Origin of the sequence: Campylobacter showae CC57C (genome assembly GCF_000344295.2) — a bacterium.
Taxonomy (GTDB): Bacteria; Campylobacterota; Campylobacteria; order Campylobacterales; family Campylobacteraceae; genus Campylobacter_A; species Campylobacter_A showae_B.
The window spans coordinates 1-19,810 of sequence record NZ_AOTD01000219.1; the positions used below are offsets into that span (position 1 = coordinate 1).

Genomic DNA, 19,810 nt, shown 5'->3' on the forward strand with positions numbered 1-19,810 from the left:
AAACACGCTCGCAGCAGACGGCGATCCTGCCGATATCTTGGTGCTAAACGAATACCCTCTGCAAGCTGGTAGCGTCATCCCGTGCCGTCTCATCGGCGTGCTCGTGATGGAAGACGAAGCAGGTATGGACGAGAAACTGCTAGCCGTACCAGTCACCAAGATCGACCCACGATTTGACGCGATCAAAAGCTACAAAGACCTACCTGAGGCCACGCTAAATAAGATCAAAAATTTCTTTGAAACTTATAAAATTTTAGAGCCTAACAAATGGGTCAAGGTTAAAGAATTTAAAGATGCAAACGCCGCAAAAGAGATCCTAGACGCGGCGATCAAAAACTACAAATAATAAGCCATCTTGGCTTGTCGGCCGCCGCCTCGTTAAACCTAAACAAGTGGCGGTCAAATTTTAAACTCGCGAAAAAATCAAAAGGATAAAAATGGATATACTAAAGCTACTTTTGGGCAACTCCGGCGGTATGTTAGATGCGATGTCGCAAAAAAGCGGACTGGGCACAAACGACATAGAGGCCGTGATTTCTAAGGTCGCGCCGATTTTCATGCAAAGGCAGTTTTTGGATCAGAACAAAAACGGCTCGATCGTAGATGATATTTTTAGGATCGCAGGCGACTTTTTCGGTAAAAAATAGGCGGATTTGCCTATTTTAGCCGTTTTGGCTTTAAGCCACTCAGCTAAATTTACCGCTTCCTATGCGCTATGCTTTGCGCCGCAATGCGCAAATTTTTTCTACTCTTAATAATTTTTGATATACGCCTGCAAACGGCGCCAATGCTACTTTAACTAGAACGGCTAAATTTATAAAAATAAAATTCGATCAGTACCAGCCGCTGCCTCAAATTTATGCCGAATTTGAGGTAAAAACAAATAACGTAAAATCAGACTTTAAAATCCAATTTTATGCCTACTTTAGCCCTTTTTTGAGTTTCCTAACGAGAAATCTCGCCAAATGAAGCTCGTCAAAAAGCGATTTTTCTATACAAAGGGGACGGTCAAAAACGAGGTCGCATAGGGCTCGGCGCCGAGCACGGCCGTACAAAGCCCGCGCGAGCCGTGAGCGGTGCTAACGTAGACGTTTGGAACGTATTTTGGATGCGGATTGGACTTGCTTTTCGTCCAAAGAAGCGACTTGTATGTATCTTTATAAAAATCCTCGTCGTAAAGCCGCCCGATGAGCGGAAAACGGTCGCCGCTATAGCTGCGGTAGCCAACTTTTGAGCCGATTATTCGGACGTTTTGCGGAGTTTTTATCGTATCGTTTGAGAGATTTTCGGATGCAGTCAAATTTGACGCATCTTGCGTCTGCAACAAGTCGCCCGTAGTCTCGGTACGCAAATCCACACTTTTACTTAAATTTATCGCTTCCGAACGATCCGCATTTTCAGCGGCGCCGTCTGAGCAAGTAGTCAAATTTAAATCCTGCTCGCCGCTTAAATTTAGCCACTCGCTTTTAGCAAATTTACCGTCCAAAAACTCGGCAACGTCGGTTAAATTTTTCTCATCATCGCTAGGTCGCGGCTCGTCTAAAAAAAGATTTCTATCATAAGTCGCTCCAATCACCTGCACACCATCAACGGGCGGACAAACGTAGCCTTTGGCGCTAAAGGGCGCAGGCGTCCAGACGGCAGGCGCGATATGCGTGACTTGGCCGCGCACGGAGCTAAGCCTGATGTCGTAGTCCGCAAAAAGATCCATACTCTCGCTGCCGATGGCAAGTACGAGCACGTCGACCTCGATGCTTCGTCCGTCCTTAAAGTGCGCCCTAACCGCGCCGCCCTCAAGCGTCTCAAAGCCCGTAAATTCGCAGTTTAATAGCGTTTTTATGCCTGCGCTTGCTACCTTACACATCTTTCTAGGGCGAGCTTTTGCGCCCTTAAAAATAAACGCGCTAGCGTAAGGCTCGTTATCAAATTTTAGCTCAAAAACGCCGTTATCCGCGTCAAATTCGCGCCACTCATAAAAGCGCTCCAGCGCCTTTTGCTCATACGCATAGTCCGTCGCACCGCAAAACTCTATCTCCTCAGCACCCAAATTTCGCTCATAAAAGCGAGCCGCCTGCAAAAACGCATTCATATGCATGCGACCCAAATTTACAGAGGGTTTCGTGATAAGCGGCATCAAAATACCGCAGTGATTTCCAGAGCCGTTTAGCGCGATATCGCCACGCTTTTCGGCGATCGTGACGTCTAGGCCGCGCTCGCGCAACTTAAACGCGCAAACGCAACCCGCCACGCCGCCGCCGATAACTAGCGCCGTCCTTGGAGAGATCGTGGCGGCAGGATCAAATCTGCTAAACCAAATTTCACCATCAGCTTGCCGCTCGCCTACAAATTTAGCTCGCAGCATCTCTCGCTTTTTGCCGTAACCTTTTAGCAAATTTACCTCAAAACCGCTATTTTGCAGGGCCCTTTTTAAAGTGCCCGAAGCCGAGTATGTGCAAACGCTAGCGCCCAATGCGCATAAATTTGCGATTTTACCGCAAACCCGCTCGCTCCACATAGCTTCGTTTTTAGCGGGAGCAAAGCCGTCCATAAAAACGGTGTCTGCTTTAAAACTAAGCTCATCCAAAACCTCGGCCACGTCACCAAAGCACAAGGTAAGCGTGATGTTTGGAGCCAAATTTAATCTATGAAATCCGCGAATAAGCGGAGGATAGGCATCCAAAAGCTCGCCCGAAATGTCCGCGAGCTCGCTAAAATTCGCGTAAATTTTAGCTAGATCCTCTTTAGCGATCGGCGTTTTTTCGATACTGACGAAATTTAAAAATTTATCTGAGTTTTTAAATCTTTTAAAAGCGCAGAGGAAATTTAGCCCCGTGCCAAATCCAGCCTCAAGCACGTTAAATTCGCTCTTTTTGTTCCAAATTTCGTCAAAAACGGAGTTAAAAACGTACTCGCTCTGGCCGATAGGGTCGTCTGCGTTAAAGTAAATGTCGTCAAATTCGGGGCTAAACGGGATGCCGCCCTTTAAAACGACTCGCGCGCTTTTCATTGCTGGTTTGAAAAATAGACGTCTATGCCGTCTGCGAGCCCCTTGGCTAGGGCATCTTGGTATTTTGAGTTATTTATGAGCTCGCCCTCGTCGGGGTGAGTGATGTAGCCGACCTCAAGCAGAACCGCAGGCATCAGCGCACCCACTAGTACCCAAAACGGCGCCTCGCGAACGCCGCCGTCGGAGGCCTTTGAGCTCACCGACTTAGCTCGTGCCAAAACTTCGCGCTGAACGTCAATGGCGAGCTTGTTTGAGGCGATGATTTTCTCGCGGTTAAGGAAATTTAGAAATGTCTGCTTAGAAAAATAGTTCATCTCTTCGATGTCTGATTTATTTTCCAGCGCGGCGGCGTTTTTACTGCGCTCAGAACGAGCCGGCGAGAGGAAAAACGTCTCTATGCCGTGCATAGTCGCCGCCTTTGTCTTGTTTGGCGCGGCGTTTGCGTGGATAGAGATAAAGAGGTCTGCGGCCTTGTCGTTGGCGTATTTCGTGCGGTCGCGAAGGTTGATAAATTTATCCTTACTACGCGTGTAATAAACCTTGTAGCCGCGCCCTTGTAGCTCCTTGCCGGCCTTTTGGGCGATGCTTAGCACTACGTTTTTTTCCTTTAGAGAGCCGTTTATAGCGCCAGGATCGTCGCCGCCGTGTCCTGCGTCAAGGACGATAACCTTGCCTTTAGTGCTTGTGATTTTTTCAGTGCTCGCCGTTTTTACGGGCGCCAACACGATTTCTTGTTCATCTTTTTTAGTAGTGCTTTGGGTGCTTTTGGCATCCGTTTTGACCTGTGCGGTAACTTTTTCCTGCTTTTGTTGAGCAAACTTTTGATTTTGAGCTTGAGCGATTTTTTGCTGCTGCGGCGTTTGCGCTATTTCAGGCTTTGTCTTGGCGGCATTTTTTTGGGATTCTTGCTTTTGCTCCAGCTTGGCCTGTTCGATCTTTTTCTTTTCGGCCATCTGCATAGCTTGTATCTGAGCTTGCTTTAGGTCGATCGTCTTTTCTACGTTTTGTTTTTGCGCTACTTGCGCCTTTTGATGATTATCTTTTGCAGCTGCTTGTTTGGAGTTTAAATTTTCATTTTTTACTGATTTTTGCTCTTGCGTGGGAGAGGCCTTTTTAAAAACTAGCGACCGATCCTCGGCTCTTAGCTTTAAATTTATCTCAAATTTGTTCACAAAAACCACCCTCACGGTGTTTGCGTCAAACTGACTTATACGAACCTCATCGACCAAAAATCCCTTTATACTCTCTACCGTTCCAGCGCTCCAAACGCCCTTAAACTGGTATATATCCCTATATAAGCCTTTTTGATTTAGGGTAAATTTGTTTATATCGTTGCCGTTTAGCTGCCTGTTAAATTTTAACTCCAAGCTATCGCTACCTCTGATCACGGAAACTAGCGTAAGCTTGTCCTGTTCGGCTGAGCTTTTCTTGTTTACGGGCGCAGAGAGCTGCTTTAGCTCGGCTGGTTTTTGCTTGACCTCTTTTTGATCTTTTACCTCGGGCTGCTTAGGCTTTGGCATCTCTTTTTCTTTTTTGGGCGCAGGCGCGGCTTTTGGCTGCGGTAGGCCTTTTAGCTCTTTTTCATACGATTTCGTATCTAGCCCCAGAGCTTTTGCGCTTTTTATCAGACGCTGCAGCGACTTTGCGGTTAGCTCCTTGTCGTTGTGCATGATGGATCTAACGTATAGCACGCGCAACTCTTGGTGAAATTCAGTCTTTTTCTTGCTATTTGCACCGTCAAATTCGCGATCAAATTTATCAAAAAAGCCGTCATTCGCAAACGCCGCCGCCAATAAAAATAAAATTACAAAAATTTTTCTAACTATCTTCGCCATTTATCAGTTTTTCAAATAGTTCTTTCACGCTTATTATCTCGTTTAGCTTGTAGCCGTTTGCGCCCGTGAAAAACAGCCCCGTCTCCTTGCGCCCCTCAAAGGCGTCATAGAGGCGATCCGCGATACAGTATCCTACCTCTTTGGCCTCTTTGCCGCGCTGACACGGACTTACGCAGTTGCTTACGCAGCTGATTTTCGGTCCTTGGCGCTTATCGACTAGATTTATCAAATTCGTCCTGACGCCGCGCGCAGGGTAGCCTACCGGGCTTTTGATTAGCTCGATGTCCTCTTTTTTGGCCGCAAGGAGCACCTCCTTAAACTCATCGCTAGCGTCGCACTCGTGCGTACCGATAAAGCGAGTGCCCATCTGCACGCCATTTGCCCCTAGCGAAATCGCCTTCTCGATGTCGTTTTTATCCCAAATGCCGCCCGCGGCAAATAATGGAAAATCGCCCCACTGCTTTATCTCTTCGCTAACTGGCGTTATCAAATTTTCCAGACTGTATGCGGGATCGATGCACTGCTCGTAGGTAAAACCCTGGTGCCCGCCGCTAAGAGGCCCCTCGAGCACCACAGCGTCCGGAAGCCTACCGTAGCGCCCCTGCCAGCGTTTGCAGATGATTTTTAGCGCTTTTGCCGAGGATACGATAGGCACCAAAGCCACGTCTGGGTAGTCTACAGTAAATTCGGGCAAATTCGTCGGTAGCCCAGCGCCCGTGATGATTACATTTATACCGTGATCGCAGGCGTCTTTTACGATACGCTCGTAGTCGTTGCTAGCGTACAAAATATTGACCCCAAGAGGCCTGTCTCCGCAAATTTTACGCGCATTGTCGATGACGGCTTTTAGGCCCTCTCGCGAGTAGAAATTTCCGCTGCCGTAGGGCTTGGCGTTTAGCTCTTTGGTGATATATTTTCGCCCTTCGTAGTAGCCAGTTCCTACCGAGCTTATGACTCCCAGACCGCCTTCTAGGCTGACGTTTCCGGCGAGCCTATCCCAACTGATACCAAGCCCCATTCCGCCTTGAATTATCGGGTATTTTATATCGTATTTTCCGATTTTTACGGGTTGCATCAGGTTACCTTTAGTTTTGCAAATTTACGCTTGCCGACCTGCAAGACGTATTCGCCAGCGTCCAGCTTTAGCTGCTCGTCGGCAATCTTTTCTTGATTTAGACTGACGGCGTTTGCCGCGATGTCTCGGCGCGCCTGAGAGCTGCTAGCGCATAGTCCGCAGTGAGTGAGCGCCTGCACGATCCAAACAGGAGACGAGAGCTCAAACTCGTCCATCTCGGTCGGGATCAAATTTTGCGAATGTACGCGGTCAAATTCGGCCTTTGCCTCTTTCGCCGCCGCTTCGCCATTATATCTAGCCGTGATTTCTAGCGCGAGAGCCTCTTTTACGGCTTTTGGGTGAGCTTTGCCGCTAGCTACGTCTGCTTTTAAATTTGCGATTTCTTCCGTGCTTTTTTCGCTTAGAAGCTCGTACCAGCGCCACATCAGCTCGTCGCTCACGCTCAAAACTTTAGCAAACATATCGTTTGGCTCGTCGGTCACGCCGATGTAGTTGCCTAAGCTCTTACTCATTTTATTTACGCCGTCAAGCCCCTCTAAAAGCGGCATCATTATGACGGCTTGTTCCTTGCCGACGTTGTAAACTCGCTGCAAGGTTCGCCCCATTAAAAGGTTAAATTTCTGATCCGTGCCGCCCATCTCGATATCGCACTTCATCGCGACGCTGTCGTAGCCCTGAAGGAGCGGATATAAAAATTCGCTAATCGAAATCGAGGCGCCGCTTTTATATCTTTTTTCGAAATCATCGCGCTCAAGCATCCTAGCCACGGCAAAGGTGCTGGTTAGCTCCACGATGCCCGCAGCTCCTAGCTCGTTTAGCCACTTGGAGTTAAACATTATCTTAGTTTTTTGCGGGTCTAGGATTTTAAAAACCTGCTCCTCGTAGGTTTTAGCATTTGCCGCCACTGTCTCGCGGTCTAGCTTTTTTCTCGTCTGGCTTTTGCCGCTAGGATCGCCGATTTGCCCCGTGAAATCGCCTATCAAAAACTGCACTATCGCTCCGTGATTTTGCAAAAAAGCCATCTTTTGAAGCACTACGGTGTGGCCCAGGTGCAGATCCGGAGCCGTCGGGTCAAAGCCTGCTTTAACGTAGAAATTTTCGCCCTTTTCGTAGTAGTTTTTTACTAAATTTTCGACGCGCTCCTCGTCTATCATCTCGGCGACGCCTTTTTTTATATCGCTCATTATTTTGCTCAAATTTTCGCCCATTTTCTCTCCTAAATTTATTAATGTCCGTATGCGTCGTCAAGCGACACGAAGTCGATGATCTTGTAGCGATCTCTTAGTCGCTCTTTTATCTCGTTTACGTTCAAATTTTCGCCAAGTTCGATCGTTAGCTCGAAAAAGTCCGCCGTCGCCTCTCTAGTTTCGGTGAGGCTGATAGTTACGAGATCGACTTGCATTTTCGCCATATACGTCAAAAACTCCGCAAGCGACCCGCGTCTGTTTTCTAGGCTCAATATAATCTTAAATCTATGAGGAGCGACTCGCGTCCATTTGACGAAAATCATCTCGTTTTTTTCTTCGGCTAGCTTCATAAACCGCTCGCAAAGCTTGTGGTGGACGGTAACATGATGATAGTTTCTAAATCCCACGATATCGTCGCCGCGCTTTGGATTGCAGCAATAATCAAACTCGATGCTGTTTATCTTGTGGTTTGAGTAGATCACGATGTTTTCAAATTTTTGCTTTTTGACGTTGTATTTGTCCGTCATCGCGATGGCAAACGGACGGTCTCTTTTTACGTATTTTTTTAGCGCGTTTACCACATCCTGCAGGTAAACCGAATCAAACGCGGCTCTAAAAATTTTCTTGGTCAAATTTTCAGTCTCTAGCCACTGCTCGATAGTTTGAGAAGGCACGGCAAAGATACCGCTTAAAATTTCGATCGCGACCATGTTGTTTATATCTCTTATCTTTTGCTTGCAGTACGATCGGATCGTAGCTCTAGCCTTGCCCGTTTTTACGCTGCCTAGCCACGAGCAGCGGTATTTGGGCTCATCTCCGGTCACGATACTTACGATATCGCCGTTTTTTAACTCCGTTAGTAGCGGCACGCGCACGCGGTTTACGTAGGCTTCTTTGGCGTGCAAGCCTACGTGCGTGTGTATCTCGTAAGCGTAGTCAAGCGCCGTAGCGCCACGCGGAAGCGTGAATATATCGCCCTTTGGCGAATAAACCGCGACATCCTCGACGTAGAGGCTGTCTTTTGCGTATTCGTAGAGCTCCTCGGGGTTTTCGCTCGCCTCCTCCATGCCGTTTTCTATACCGCTGATGTCGCTTAGCCAGTCAAGTTTTGGATTTAAAAAGCCGCCGCTTTTATATTTCCAGTGCGCTGCGACACCGTACTCTGCGGTTTTATGCATGTCAAAGGTGCGAATTTGAACCTCAAAGATGCTTTTGTTGTCAAATATCGTAGTGTGTATCGTCTGATAGCCGTTTTGCTTCGGAAGTGCGACGTAGTCTTTGAAGCGCGAGATTAGAGGATTAAAATTTATATGTAAATTTCCAAGCACCAAATAGCAATCCTGTGGCTCTTTAACCAGCACGCGAGCGGCTAGCAGGTCTAGCACCTCCTCGATCGAGATGCCTTTTCTCTGCATTTTTAAGTAGATCGAGTAGTGGTGTTTGATACGCTTTTGTATCTCAAAGTCGTTTTCGCTAAAACCGTTTTTAAGTAAAATTTGAAAAATTTTATCAGTAAACGCATTTAGCTTTAGCACGAGCTGCTGTTTGTGTTCAATTAGATAGTCATCAATTTTTTTGTACTCTTCGGGCAAAGCATACTTAAAGCTAAGATCCTCGAGCACGTTTTTGATCGACGAAATGCCCAGTCTATGCGCGATCGGAGCGTAAACCATCAGCGTCTCTTCAGCTATTCGTTTTTGCTTTTCTGGACGCAAAGCTTGCAGGGTGAGCATATTGTGCAGTCTATCGCAGAGCTTTACCACGAGCACTCTCACGTCCTCGATGGAGATTAGCAGCATCTTGCGAAAGGTCATCGCAGAGGCCGCCAGACGCTCGTTTGACTCCGAGCTTGCGAGCTTATCCTCTCTGATGGCTACGATTTTAGTTAGCCCCTCAACCAGCTTTGCGACCTCTTCGCCAAAGTCCTCTCTCACGCTCTCTATCGACCTGTCCGTATCCTCGACCACATCGTGCAGCAAGGCGGCGATAATCATATCCTCGTCTCCGCCCATGTGCGCCACGATGCAGGCCACTAGGATAGGGTGTATAGCGTACGGTTCTCCGCTTTTTCTAAACTGCCCTGCATGCGAGATGACGCAACACTCGATCGCGCGCTCTAAATTCGGCGTAAAATTTATCAGCTCGCTAAGTAACTGTCTCGCTTGAGCGACGTCCTTGCAAGCGGTTATATCGTCGATTAATTGTTCTAGTAAAAATCCGCTATTTAGCTGCTTCAACTATGCCCTCTAAAGCTATCTTGCCCTCGGCTATCTCGCGTAGGGCGATATCGGCAAATTTCATCTTAGTAACGTCGATATCAAGCAGGCTTTTTGCTCCGCCAGCTAGAGCCTCCGCCCTTTTTGCTACCGCCAGAGCGAGCATGTATCTATCGTCTCCGACTAGTTTTAGTGCCTTTGCCGCTACTTCTTCAGATCTCATTTATTCTCCTTAAATTTAATTTCTCACGATAGAGCAAAACGCACTCTCGTCGCCTTGTATGATTTTGAGCAAATTTCCGTCTTTAAACATATTGCACACCAAAATCGGTAGCGAATTATCCTTAGCTAGCGCGATAGCAGTATCGTCCATCACTTTTATATTATCACTCATCGCAAGCTCGTAGTTTAGCTCTTTTAGGAGCTTCGCGTTTTCAAATTTATGCGGGTCTTTGTCGTAAACGCCGTCTACCTTAGTGGCTTTGATGATCATATCCGAGCCGATCTCGATAGCGCGTAAGGTAGCCGCCGTATCAGTAGTGAAAAACGGATTTCCAGTTCCCGCTGCAAAGATCACGACGCGACCTTTTTCGAGGTGTCTGTTTGCGCGTCCGACGATAAAGGTCTCACAGATAGCCTCCATCTTTATCGCGCTTTGTACGCGCACGTCCAGACCCACGCTCTCTAGCGCTTCTCTCATCGCGATAGAGTTTATCACGGTAGCTAGCATGCCCATGTGATCGCCGCTGGTGCGCTTTATAATGCCGTCTCTAGCCGCACTAACGCCGCGTATGATGTTGCCTCCGCCGATAACGATGCCCACTTGGATGCCGTTTTCGACTAGTTCTTTGATCTGCTTTGCGATAAACTTAAGCACAGCGTTATCTATGCCAAAGCCGCTGTCGCCGGCTAGCGCCTCGCCTGAAAATTTAACTAAAATTCGCTTTTTTCGCTCCATTTTTCATCTCCTTAAATTTTCGGATTTTAGCTAAATTTGCTTTAAATTTTGCTAATCTCGGCGCGCAGGTGCTATTTTAGGCTGATTAGCTCGAGGGGGTCTATGTGGTAGTTTTTTTGCGTAACTTCAAAGGTCAGATCTCGCTGCACGCGCCCGATGACGTAGCCTTTTTGCACTTTTACACCCACTTTTACGGTAGGGGCGATCTGGCTAAGGTGCGCGTATATCGTATGGATGCCGTTTGGATTTTCGATGATGACGACCTTATCTAGCATCGCCGTTTCTTTGGCAAAGACTACTTTGCCGTTAAAGACGCTTTTTACCTTCGCATCGGCCGAATTTGCGCTAAGAACGACAGATTCGTTAAAAATTTTGATGTTATAGATGGGATCTACGTAGTTGCCGAATTTTTGCTTGACCGTAAAAACATCAAGCGGCGCGATCGTCTTTTCACCGCTATATTTTTTCACGAGGCTAGTTTGATAGCTCGAGCCAAACTGCTTCACGTCGCCATCAGACGCGCTTGCTGCGGCCTCGCCCTTTTTATCTTTCTTATTTTTTTGAGCTTTGGCTTCGGCCGCTTTTTGTGCAGCTAGAGCCTTTTTAGCCTCCTCACTCTCTCTTTTTGCAACGATTTTTAGCTCTTCTAGAGTCTTTCTGATCTCGTCTTGTTGGGCTTGTAGGCGCGAGAGTTGCTTTTGATAAATTTCCTTATCTCGCTTTAAATTCGCCAGCGTTTTCATCTGCTTATCTTGCAGGGAAACTAGCTCGGCTTGCTTAAATTTAAAAGTTTTTAAATTTGACTTTATGCCGTCTATCTTGTCGTTTTGAGTTTTTATCAAATTTTGCGTACTTTCGTACTGCTTGGCTAGCTCGTTAAAATCATCCTTTAGCACCGAGTTTAGCTTGCTCAAAATTTCAGTCGCGATGATGCTATCCACGCCCTCCTCGTACTCTTTTGGCATTATGAGATCGAAAGAAAACTCGTCTGAGATGATGCGCACGATGCTTTTTTGGATATCTTTTTGGCTTTGCGTGAGGTCTTTGTTTTGCTTTACTAGCTCGTCAAGCTCGCCGCTAGCGCTTTTGGCGCTGTTTTCTAGCTGAGCTATTTGCATGATGAGCTCTTTCATCTTGTCGTCGGTTTGTTTGACGCTTTTTTCGCCGCCGAGTATGTCGCCGGCTAGGTCATCTAGCTTTTTATTTAGCTGCTTTTCAAGCTCTTTTGAGGACTCAAGATAGGTCGTTTGATTTTTTATTTTTTCGCCCGTGCTTGCATTTAAGCAAATCGCAGCGGCCAGCAAAACGCAAATTTTTCTCATATCGCCCTTGCTTTTCTCATCACGAGATAAACGGCTAAAAAACTAATCGCAAGCGAAACGCCCAGCAGTACTCCGCCCTCGTAAAACAGATCAATAGCCGGCAAATTGATATTTAGGTCGGTAGCGACTTCCTTAACGGGCTGCAAATCCGGCAAGATAATGTAAAAAACCGCCACCAAAACGGTCGCTATAAACGAATCAAACAACGCGTTTTTGTATAACGCGCCAGATTTTAGCCACGACGGAGCTCCCAGCAGCGTCATTATCTCGATGCGCTCCTTGTGCTCGTATAGCCAAATTCGCATCTGTTTTGCGATGAGCATGAGGCCGATTAGCCCGATTAATCCCGAAAATATCGCCGAAATATTTTTAATCAGCTGCATGATTTTATAAATTTTATCATGCGTTTTTGAAAAGGTCTCAACTCTGCTCACGCCGTTAATCTTTGAAATTTTATCCTTTATCTCTTGCATATATTGGGTGCTTGGAAAGGCGTTTAGCTTTAGCGAGTAAAATTTAGGCAACGCGTTTTGCAAAACGGCGATATTTTTAGACGATATGTCCTTAGCAAGCCTCTCTAGCACGGGCTTTGAGCTAAGCGGCTCGAGAGATTCAAACGTATAAATTAGCGGCTTTACGTCGGTAGCGTTTAGCTCGTTTTGGCTAACGATGATGATACTGTAGTCTTTGTTCATCACGGACTCGTACTCGTCCACCACTCGCCCGACCAGCAATATAAACTGAATGCCAACGAGTAGCGCCACGAGCGGGATTATCACGCTTAGATGAGTTTTAAAGGATTTCATGCAAATGTCCGTCTTCTATAACAAAATGTCTGTAAGGCACTCTTAGAGAGCTTGGTACTTTGTGCGTGACGACCACGATGCAGGTACCCAAAAACTCCTTTGCCGAGCGCAAAAGCCCCCAGATAACATCGCTTGAGTATTCATCGAGGCTACCCGTCGGCTCATCGCAAAGCAGCAAATTTGGATTATGCGCGAGTGCTCTAGCCATCGCGGCTCGCTGCTGTTCGCCACCGCTTAGCTCGTTTGGATACTTGTGCGCTCTGTGGAGCAAATTTACGTGCTTTAACAGCTTGGTCGCCTGATTTTTACAAACATTAGCGCTAAGGCCTTTTATCATCAGCGGCAGCATCACGTTTTTTTCGATGTTCCATTCGCTTATCAAGCGGTAGTTTTGAAAAACTACGCCGATGCGCTGTCTTAGTTTGTCTAGATTTTGCCCGCCAAGATTCATCATATCGGTTAGGCAGACGTTTAGCGAGCCAGCACTCGGTTTTATCTCACCGTAAAAAGATTTTAAAAGCGTCGATTTGCCGCTACCGCTTTGCCCGGTGATAAAAACGAAATCATTAGCGTAAATGTCGAATTTCGCGTCCGTTATGAGCTTTTCGCAGCCCTCGTATCCCAGGCAAAGCCCGCTTGCGCTAATTATTTTTTGCATCCGCCAAATACTCCTTCAACGCAAGATGCGCCTTTAAATTTTCAGCCGTAACGAGTGGCTTTTTTATAAAATATTCCGCGCCTTTTTCGCCGAGCAAAACGTAACAGTGCTCGGGCGCGTTAAATGCGCCAAACGCCGTGCGAATCAAAATTTCACCGTCTTTTTCGTACTTTTCCTCCAAATGTAAGAAAAAATCGTCCTCTTTTATCGTTTGATTGCTAAATTTGGCCGCAATGTTGCTCGTGTCGTAGCCGTTTTCAAATTTTAGCTCACCTTGACCTACTCTTGGTTCGCTTTGCTTTTCGCAAGTAAAGATAACGTCGTAAATATCTTTTTGGTGCCTTTTCCAGCGGTCTTCATATTTGCTGCTTATTTTTAGATCGCGGTTTTTGTAAATTCGCACGTCGGCGTCGCTCAAATTTAAAATTTGCGCCAAAGTAAAGTCCGCATACTCGCGGCTATCGGTTCGCAGCTCAAATTTGCCGCCCACTTTTAGCGTTCGTTCGCACTCCAGGGCAAATTTAGCCGATGCCACGCGCCTATGAGGAGCGTCGTCCCAAGGTACTGGAAAATGCAAGAAAATCTTATCTATAAAATTTGACTCCACAAGTGATAGAAGTAGCCTCGCGTCGCAGTTTACGAGTATAACGTTGTTTAGATTTTTGGCTTTTGCCAGCTTTGCGACCTGCTCGAGCGAGGGTTTATAGACCTCGATACCCACGACTAGAGTATTTGGGTTATTTTCCGCCTGAAATAGCAAATGCCTGCCCGAACCAAATCCGATCTCGATAAATTTACTTTCAAATTCGCTCTGTTTTAAATTTTCCAGCAGCTCGCTCACATCAAAGATCGCCGAATCTTTTTGCGTTAGGCGCGTGTTTTTTACCGCGATGGCTTCGCTTAAAATTTGATCGCAGTAAAGCTCTTTAAATTTTACCAAAGCATTTTGCAAAAGCCCTATTTTGGCAGGCTTCGTTAGCTTTTCGCCCTTTACGACCCAGCCCCCTTCGCGCTTTTTTAGCGTGATAAAAAACTCCTCGCTAGAGCTTTTGGTATAAATAAGGCTTACGCCCTGCCTGCCGCGAGCCTCCCACAAAAAGCTTATATCGTCGCAATCTTTTGGCGTAAAATTCACGTTTTTAGCTATAAAATTGGGCATTATTCGACGGCTATCTCGGCTTTAGCAGAAGCGTCGGAGCTTATGCCGTATTCATCTACGGCGATCACTTTATAGCTGTATTTTAGCCCGTATGTTACGCTGTTATCGACGAATTCGTTGCCCGTTATATTTGTAAATTTCTGCTCGCTTCCTCCGCCGTCTCTTATAACGGTAAAGCTTCTGGCCTTATCAGAGGCATTCCACGTGAGCTTAACAGCCGTACTGTCGGCTACGATAGAGGATACGACCGGGGCGTCGATAGCACCTAGCGTCATACCAATGATAGGCTCGCTAGGCTTTTTAGACTCTAGGCCGTCTTTATCGACGATGGTGATTTTATAGTACCTGGTCGCGCCGTTTTCGTTTATGAGATCCTCGTAGCTATTAGACGTGGTTTTGACAAGGTAGGTGTAGGGCATAAATTTGCTTGACGCGCTGTAAATTTTATAGTAGCCAAAGTCGTCGCTAGCCACGCTATCCCACGTCAAAATAATCTTTTTAGGCACGTTTTGAGTAGCCTGCGCATTTACGACCTCGCTTGGCAGCTGCTTCGTCGTAGAGTCCACGATCTCGCTAGGTTTTGAGATCGTGCCGCTAGTAGTTTTTACGAAAACTCTATATTTGTAGCTTCTGCCCGACTTCACGTCGTCATCGATATATTCGGCGTTTAGTCTGCCTTTTACCTCGGCTATTTGTCTCCAGTTTTCTTTATTTATATCGGCTTTTTCGATGACATAAGACGCCACGCGAAGATCCGGATGCGGTCTCCAGATGAGCTTCACGCGCTCTGGTAAATTCGTAAGCGCTCTAACGAAAGGCACGGAGTCCATAAGAGGCTTGGTCGTGGTGCTAACGATCATGCCCGGGCCCGAGATTTGCTTGCTTTCGTTATACGTTCTCATCTCATAAGAGTAGGTCGTCTCGGGAGCTAAATTTGCATCCACGTAGTGGCTAGCGAAGCGGTCTTTTATGTCGGCTACAACCTTCATTTTGCCATTATTTTCGTTTGGATTTGAGCGGTATAGATAGTAGCCTGCGACGTTTGAGGTCGGAGTCGGCGTCCACTCAAAGCCCACTTCGGTCATATCGCTGATGGTTTTTAGACTCTGGACAGTCGGCAAATTCGGATTTACTTGCGCAGGCCCGCTAGAGGATACGCATCCACTCATCACAATGGCTAAAGAGCTCGCTAAGCCCCATAAAATCAATCTTTTCATCTATACTCTCCTTGCTAAATTTGCTAAGTAAAATTTCACTAAAATCATCCCAAATAGGCGCGACGAAGCTCATTTGCTCGCCCGTGCGCGGATGCGTGAAATATAGCCCGTAGGCGTGAAGCATTACTCGGGCGATTTTATCCTTTTCGCTCTTAAAACCGTATAAAGCATCGCCCAAAATATGGCGGTTTAGGCTAGCTAGATGCACTCTGATCTGGTGAGTCCTGCCTGTAAAAAGCTTTGCCGCGATCAAATTTGCGCCAGCGTTTTTGCTCTGCGCCGAGCCGTCAAATTCGCTAAAAAGTAAATTCGCAAAGGCGCTCTTTGCCGCGCGGCCGCTTGAGACTATCGCCTTTTTTAGGCGGTTAGCGGGATTTCGTCCGATAGCTCGCTCAACGGTGCAGTTTTGCTTGAGTGGCATATCGGTTAGCGCTAGATAAATGCGCCCCATGCTTTTGTCGCTTAGCTGGCTTGAAAGCGCGGCGTGGACGGCGTTGTTTTTGGCTACAACGATAGCTCCGCTAGTGCCTTTATCCAGTCTATGCACGATGCCAGCCCTACTTTGTCCGCTTAAATTTGATAGCAAAAACCCCTTTGCCCCGAGCCAATCGACAAGCGTGGGTTCCTTAACGCTAGGAGCGGGATGCACGACTAAATTTGCCGGTTTATTTAGCACGAGCAAATCCTCATCCTCGTAAATGATCGGTACTTCAAATTTCGCTTCAAATTTAGCCGTATCAGGCTCGCTTTGCTCAAATTTGATCGTCAAAACATCGCCCAAATTTAGCTTTGCAGAAGGCTTATTTAGCGGCTTGCCGTTTAGGCTAACCGACCCGCTTTTTATCAAATTTAGCGCTTGATTTCTAGCGACGTTTAGCTCGGCGGCTAAAAAAGCATCCACCCTCGTCTGCGCGCCGTCTAAAATTTTGATCTCTTTTTCCGTCATTTTTAGATTTGTTTCCTTTAAAATGCTATAATCGCTCAAAAAAGGCAAATTTTTGATAAGACTCGATAGGCGAATTTTAACCCATTTTGACTTCGTTCAGCCGTTTTTGATACTTCCTATTATTATTTTATCATACATTTTGGTTTCTGAGGCAAATTCTATCCTAGCGGGCAAGCAGCTTGTGTATTTCGGAGTCGGTCTAGCATTGTTTTTGTTTTTCTTTTTGCTCCCTATTCGCAAGATCGCCTGGCTCATACCACTATTTTACTGGATTTGTATTGTTTTACTCATTAGCGTAGATTTGTTCGGTACGAGCAAACTGGGCGCAAAAAGATGGCTCGAGTTTCCATTTATCCACTTTACGCTTCAGCCCTCAGAGATCATGAAGCCAGCGCTTCTTTTGATGCTAGGCTACCTCATCAAACAGCGCCCGCCCGAAGAAAACGGCTACGGACTCAAGGACTTTTTACGCCTTAGCCTTTATATCCTTTTGCCTTTCGTACTGATTTTAAAAGAGCCCGATCTAGGAACCGCGCTGATACTACTCATCGTGGGCTACGCCGTGCTTTTTATCACCGGGGTAAATAAAAAAATTTGGGTCGCGATATTTGCGGGCGTTTTACTCTCTGCGCCCGTGATTTACGAAAATTTGCACGACTATCAAAAAAAGCGCATTACCGATTTTTTAAGCGAAGAGTCCAACTATCACGTGCGCCAGAGCATTATCGCTATCGGCAGCGGCGGACTAAAGGGCAAGCCAAAAGACGAGGCTACGCAGACGCACTTTAAATTTTTGCCGATTTCAACTAGCGATTTTATTTTTGCTTACACGATCGAGCGATATGGATTTTACGGGGGGCTAGCGCTACTTAGCTTTTACGGAGCGCTGATAGCTCATCTGCTCAGCCTAAACTACGGGCTAAAGGATGATTATTTCACGCAAACGATGGCGTCCGGGATCGGGATACTTATTTTTATTTACGTGAGTATAAATATCATGATGACGATCGGCTTTGCACCTGTGGTGGGCATCCCGCTGCCGTTTTATAGCTACGGCGGCAGTAGCTTCGTTACTTTTATGTGCCTTTTCGGGATTTTACAAAATTTGCTTGCGTTTAGGTTTGACTCAACATATAAATTAGTACAATTCAAATTTTAAGTATTCAAATTGCGCTAAACAATAATCACCCCTTAAGCTTGCTTGTGTTAGTATCGGCAAAATTTAGTACGGGAAAAAGATGCAAGATTACTCTATTTTAGATGTTTTATCCAATAAAAAAGTCCTTTGTTTAGAGGATGAGCCTTATATATTAAAAAATATGATCGACTCCCTCGAGCTGTTTTTTGCCGAAGTAAAAGGCGTAAGCGACGGCATAGAGGCGCTAGACGAGGCTATGAGCGGCTCATACGACGCACTCGTCCTAGATGTAAGCGTACCACACATGGACGGTTTAGAGGTAGCTAAAAAGATCCGCTCTGCAAACCGCAAAATCCCGATCGTAATCATTTCAAGCCACACTGAGCAAGAGTATTTGTGGCGCGCCGTCGAGCTAAAGATCACGAGATATCTCTCAAAGCCTTACGACAAAGATACGTTTATAAAGGCGCTAGAAGACGTCGCGATGGAGCTCATCGATCATACGCCGATGTTTAGTATCAACGACGACCTCAAATACGACTTTAGCAAAAAAATCATATATATAAAAGAAGAGGCCTGTCACCTCTCCAAAAGCGAAAGCAAGCTTTTGGAGTATTTTTTAAACAACAAAAATCAAACTATCACTTACGAGCAGCTGTTTGACTACATGTGGGAATTTGAACAACCAACCAAAGAGGCCATCAAAACCATCGTAAAAGAGCTGCGCCGTAAGATCGGCAAAGACACAATCAAAAATTTATACGGCGTAGGATATCTATGTGAAGTCCAAATTTAAATTTATCGTCCTACTGCTCGTCGTTTTGTACGGCGCCATTACTGTTTTGGTTTTTAACTTTTACCGCGATCTTGCGCTAAAGGACGCCAGGCAGGAGGCATTTTACGTGCTAGATGCGATGAACGGTATACGCGACTACATCTCCACCGTCCAGCGCCCGCTCATAGATGAGTTAAAAGATCACGGCGCGATTGACAAAGACCTTTTTGATCCAAGGCTAATGTCCTCATCCTATATTACTCGTCAAATTTACAAAATCCAGCTCGCCAAAAAAAACATAAACTACGACTACAGGCTAACGGCGACGAATCCGCTAAATCCTGAACACGAAGGCACGGAATTTGAAAACGAAATTTTAGAAGGATTTAAAGAGGGTAAATATGAGGTCTACTCCGACATAATCAAAGATCAAAACGCCTCGTACTTTTTCGTCGGCCTTCCGGTCAAAAACTCCCACCCATCCTGCGTCGAGTGCCACAACATAAACAGCGCGCCTAAAAAAATGCTCGAACAATACGGGAATTTAAACAATTTCGAGGGCAAAGTCGGCGACACGATAGCGATGGTAAGCTTTAAAATCCCGGTCAAAAGTATTTTGCTCTATCACAAGCAAGAATTTATAGTTAGCGGCGTGGCGATCACGGCGATCTTTGCGGCGTTTTTATTTTTCGTTTATAAAATCCACAAAGGCAACGAAAAAACCAAACTGCAAAACGAGCTTTTGATGATAAATCAAAGCCGCCTGGCCTCGATGGGCGAAATGATCGGCAACATCTCGCATCAGTGGCGCCAGCCTCTAGCCCAGATCAGCTCGACTTTGGTAAATTTGGAGCTTTACTCCGAGAGAGGCAAACTAAGCGAGCAGAGGCTAAAAGAGGCCATCGAGGAGGCAAACGAGCAGGTCAAATTTATGTCCGGCACTATCGAGGATTTTAAAAATTTCTTTAATCCAAACATGCCAAAGAGCGAATTTGAGGTAAAACAGGCCGTAGAACAGGCTTGTAAAATTTTAAACGCGACGCTTAAAAAGCACGTCATCGACGTAAAAGTCGAGATAAAAGAAAATTTTACGCTTTACGGCAACATAAACGAGCTTATTCAAATTTTAATTAACATTATAAATAACGCCAAAGAAGCATTTTTAAACCTGCCGCAAGAGCGGGTGCAAGCAAACCGATGGCAAATTTTAATAACGACCTTTTTGTTAAACGGCGAGCGAGCGATAACGCTCAAAAATAACGCCGGTAATATAAATAAAGCGGTGATAAATAAAATTTTCAAGCCGCATTTTACTACGAAAAAGTCAGGCAGCGGGCTTGGGCTATATATGAGTAAGGTGATAGCCGAAAAAAATAACGCCCGAATTTACGCGCAAAATATAAATAATGGCGTAGTATTTACTATTAAATTTAAAAATTCATAATTTATTAAATTTCCCCTTTTTTCGCCCCCTTTTTACGATAGCATTATCAGTATGAAATCTTTTTGAT

General features: G+C 45.9%; 17 protein-coding genes and 1 pseudogene. 5 read left to right on the forward strand and 13 right to left on the reverse strand.

Going from position 1 to position 19,810, the window contains the following annotated elements; all coding sequences use genetic code 11:
• A partial coding sequence (locus H740_RS08405; RefSeq protein ID WP_002953239.1) for an inorganic diphosphatase occupies positions 1-346 on the forward strand: 346 nt, incomplete at its 5' end.
• A gap of 91 nt (positions 347-437) precedes the next feature.
• Positions 438-647 carry a hypothetical protein gene (locus H740_RS08410; protein WP_002953241.1) on the forward strand — a complete coding sequence of 70 codons (210 nt, stop codon included), beginning with the start codon at positions 438-440 and terminating at the stop codon, positions 645-647.
• Between the two features lie 273 nt (positions 648-920).
• Here H740_RS08410 and mnmC read toward each other — a convergent pair.
• From mnmC to H740_RS08475, 13 genes and pseudogenes are all read right to left on the reverse strand, one after another.
• Positions 921-3,007 (reverse strand): annotated as a pseudogene (mnmC, locus tag H740_RS08415) (bifunctional tRNA (5-methylaminomethyl-2-thiouridine)(34)-methyltransferase MnmC2/FAD-dependent 5-carboxymethylaminomethyl-2-thiouridine(34) oxidoreductase MnmC1).
• Positions 3,004-4,842 (reverse strand): N-acetylmuramoyl-L-alanine amidase, encoded by a 1,839-nt coding sequence (locus H740_RS08420; protein WP_002953247.1) that lies wholly within the window; start codon positions 4,840-4,842, stop codon positions 3,004-3,006. The pseudogene mnmC and the gene H740_RS08420 overlap by 4 nt, the downstream one beginning before the upstream one ends.
• Positions 4,826-5,917 (reverse strand): nitronate monooxygenase, encoded by a 1,092-nt coding sequence (locus tag H740_RS08425; RefSeq protein WP_002953249.1) that lies wholly within the window; start codon positions 5,915-5,917, stop codon positions 4,826-4,828. Before H740_RS08425 ends, H740_RS08420 begins: the two co-directional genes overlap by 17 nt.
• On the reverse strand, positions 5,917-7,125 hold the full coding sequence (gene tyrS / locus H740_RS08430) for a tyrosine--tRNA ligase (protein ID WP_002953251.1): 1,209 nt from the start codon (positions 7,123-7,125) through the stop codon (positions 5,917-5,919). Before tyrS ends, H740_RS08425 begins: the two co-directional genes overlap by 1 nt.
• A 17-nt stretch (positions 7,126-7,142) precedes the next feature.
• Positions 7,143-9,341, reverse strand: a complete 2,199-nt coding sequence (locus H740_RS08435; protein WP_002953257.1) for a RelA/SpoT family protein — start codon at positions 9,339-9,341, stop codon at positions 7,143-7,145.
• Entirely contained in the window at positions 9,325-9,543 is a 219-nt protein-coding gene (locus H740_RS08440) for a DNA-directed RNA polymerase subunit omega (RefSeq protein ID WP_002948448.1), read from the reverse strand. Before H740_RS08440 ends, H740_RS08435 begins: the two co-directional genes overlap by 17 nt.
• Before the next feature lie 15 nt (positions 9,544-9,558).
• Entirely contained in the window at positions 9,559-10,278 is a 720-nt protein-coding gene (gene pyrH / locus H740_RS08445; protein WP_002953258.1) for a UMP kinase, read from the reverse strand.
• Between the two features lie 71 nt (positions 10,279-10,349).
• Positions 10,350-11,600 (reverse strand): murein hydrolase activator EnvC family protein, encoded by a 1,251-nt coding sequence (locus H740_RS08450; RefSeq protein ID WP_002953260.1) that lies wholly within the window; start codon positions 11,598-11,600, stop codon positions 10,350-10,352.
• Positions 11,597-12,406, reverse strand: coding sequence for a cell division protein FtsX (locus H740_RS08455; protein ID WP_002953261.1), 810 nt, complete (start codon positions 12,404-12,406; stop codon positions 11,597-11,599). Before H740_RS08455 ends, H740_RS08450 begins: the two co-directional genes overlap by 4 nt.
• Positions 12,393-13,064 (reverse strand): cell division ATP-binding protein FtsE, encoded by a 672-nt coding sequence (locus H740_RS08460; protein ID WP_002953262.1) that lies wholly within the window; start codon positions 13,062-13,064, stop codon positions 12,393-12,395. The genes H740_RS08455 and H740_RS08460 overlap by 14 nt, the downstream gene beginning before the upstream one ends.
• Positions 13,048-14,223 carry a tRNA (guanosine(46)-N7)-methyltransferase TrmB gene (gene trmB / locus H740_RS08465; RefSeq protein WP_002953264.1) on the reverse strand — a complete coding sequence of 392 codons (1,176 nt, stop codon included), beginning with the start codon at positions 14,221-14,223 and terminating at the stop codon, positions 13,048-13,050. The genes H740_RS08460 and trmB overlap by 17 nt, the downstream gene beginning before the upstream one ends.
• Positions 14,223-15,440: a fibronectin type III domain-containing protein gene (locus H740_RS08470; protein ID WP_002953265.1), complete on the reverse strand. Its 1,218-nt coding sequence runs from the start codon at positions 15,438-15,440 to the stop codon at positions 14,223-14,225. Before H740_RS08470 ends, trmB begins: the two co-directional genes overlap by 1 nt.
• Complete coding sequence (locus H740_RS08475; RefSeq protein ID WP_002953269.1) at positions 15,370-16,386, reverse strand: RluA family pseudouridine synthase; 1,017 nt, start codon at positions 16,384-16,386, stop codon at positions 15,370-15,372. Before H740_RS08475 ends, H740_RS08470 begins: the two co-directional genes overlap by 71 nt.
• A gap of 52 nt (positions 16,387-16,438) precedes the next feature.
• On the opposite strand from H740_RS08475, the gene H740_RS08480 reads away from it, so the two are divergent.
• The 3 genes from H740_RS08480 to H740_RS08490 all read left to right on the forward strand — a co-directional run bounded on the left by H740_RS08480 (position 16,439) and on the right by H740_RS08490 (position 19,743).
• Positions 16,439-17,545, forward strand: coding sequence for an FtsW/RodA/SpoVE family cell cycle protein (locus H740_RS08480; RefSeq protein WP_002953270.1), 1,107 nt, complete (start codon positions 16,439-16,441; stop codon positions 17,543-17,545).
• 79 nt (positions 17,546-17,624) lie between these two features.
• The gene (locus tag H740_RS08485; RefSeq protein WP_002953271.1) at positions 17,625-18,320 is read left to right on the forward strand and encodes a response regulator transcription factor; all 696 of its coding nucleotides are present in this window, start codon (positions 17,625-17,627) and stop codon (positions 18,318-18,320) included.
• Positions 18,304-19,743, forward strand: a complete 1,440-nt coding sequence (locus tag H740_RS08490) for an ATP-binding protein (RefSeq protein ID WP_002953272.1) — start codon at positions 18,304-18,306, stop codon at positions 19,741-19,743. Before H740_RS08485 ends, H740_RS08490 begins: the two co-directional genes overlap by 17 nt.
• Positions 19,744-19,810 lie beyond the last annotated feature (67 nt).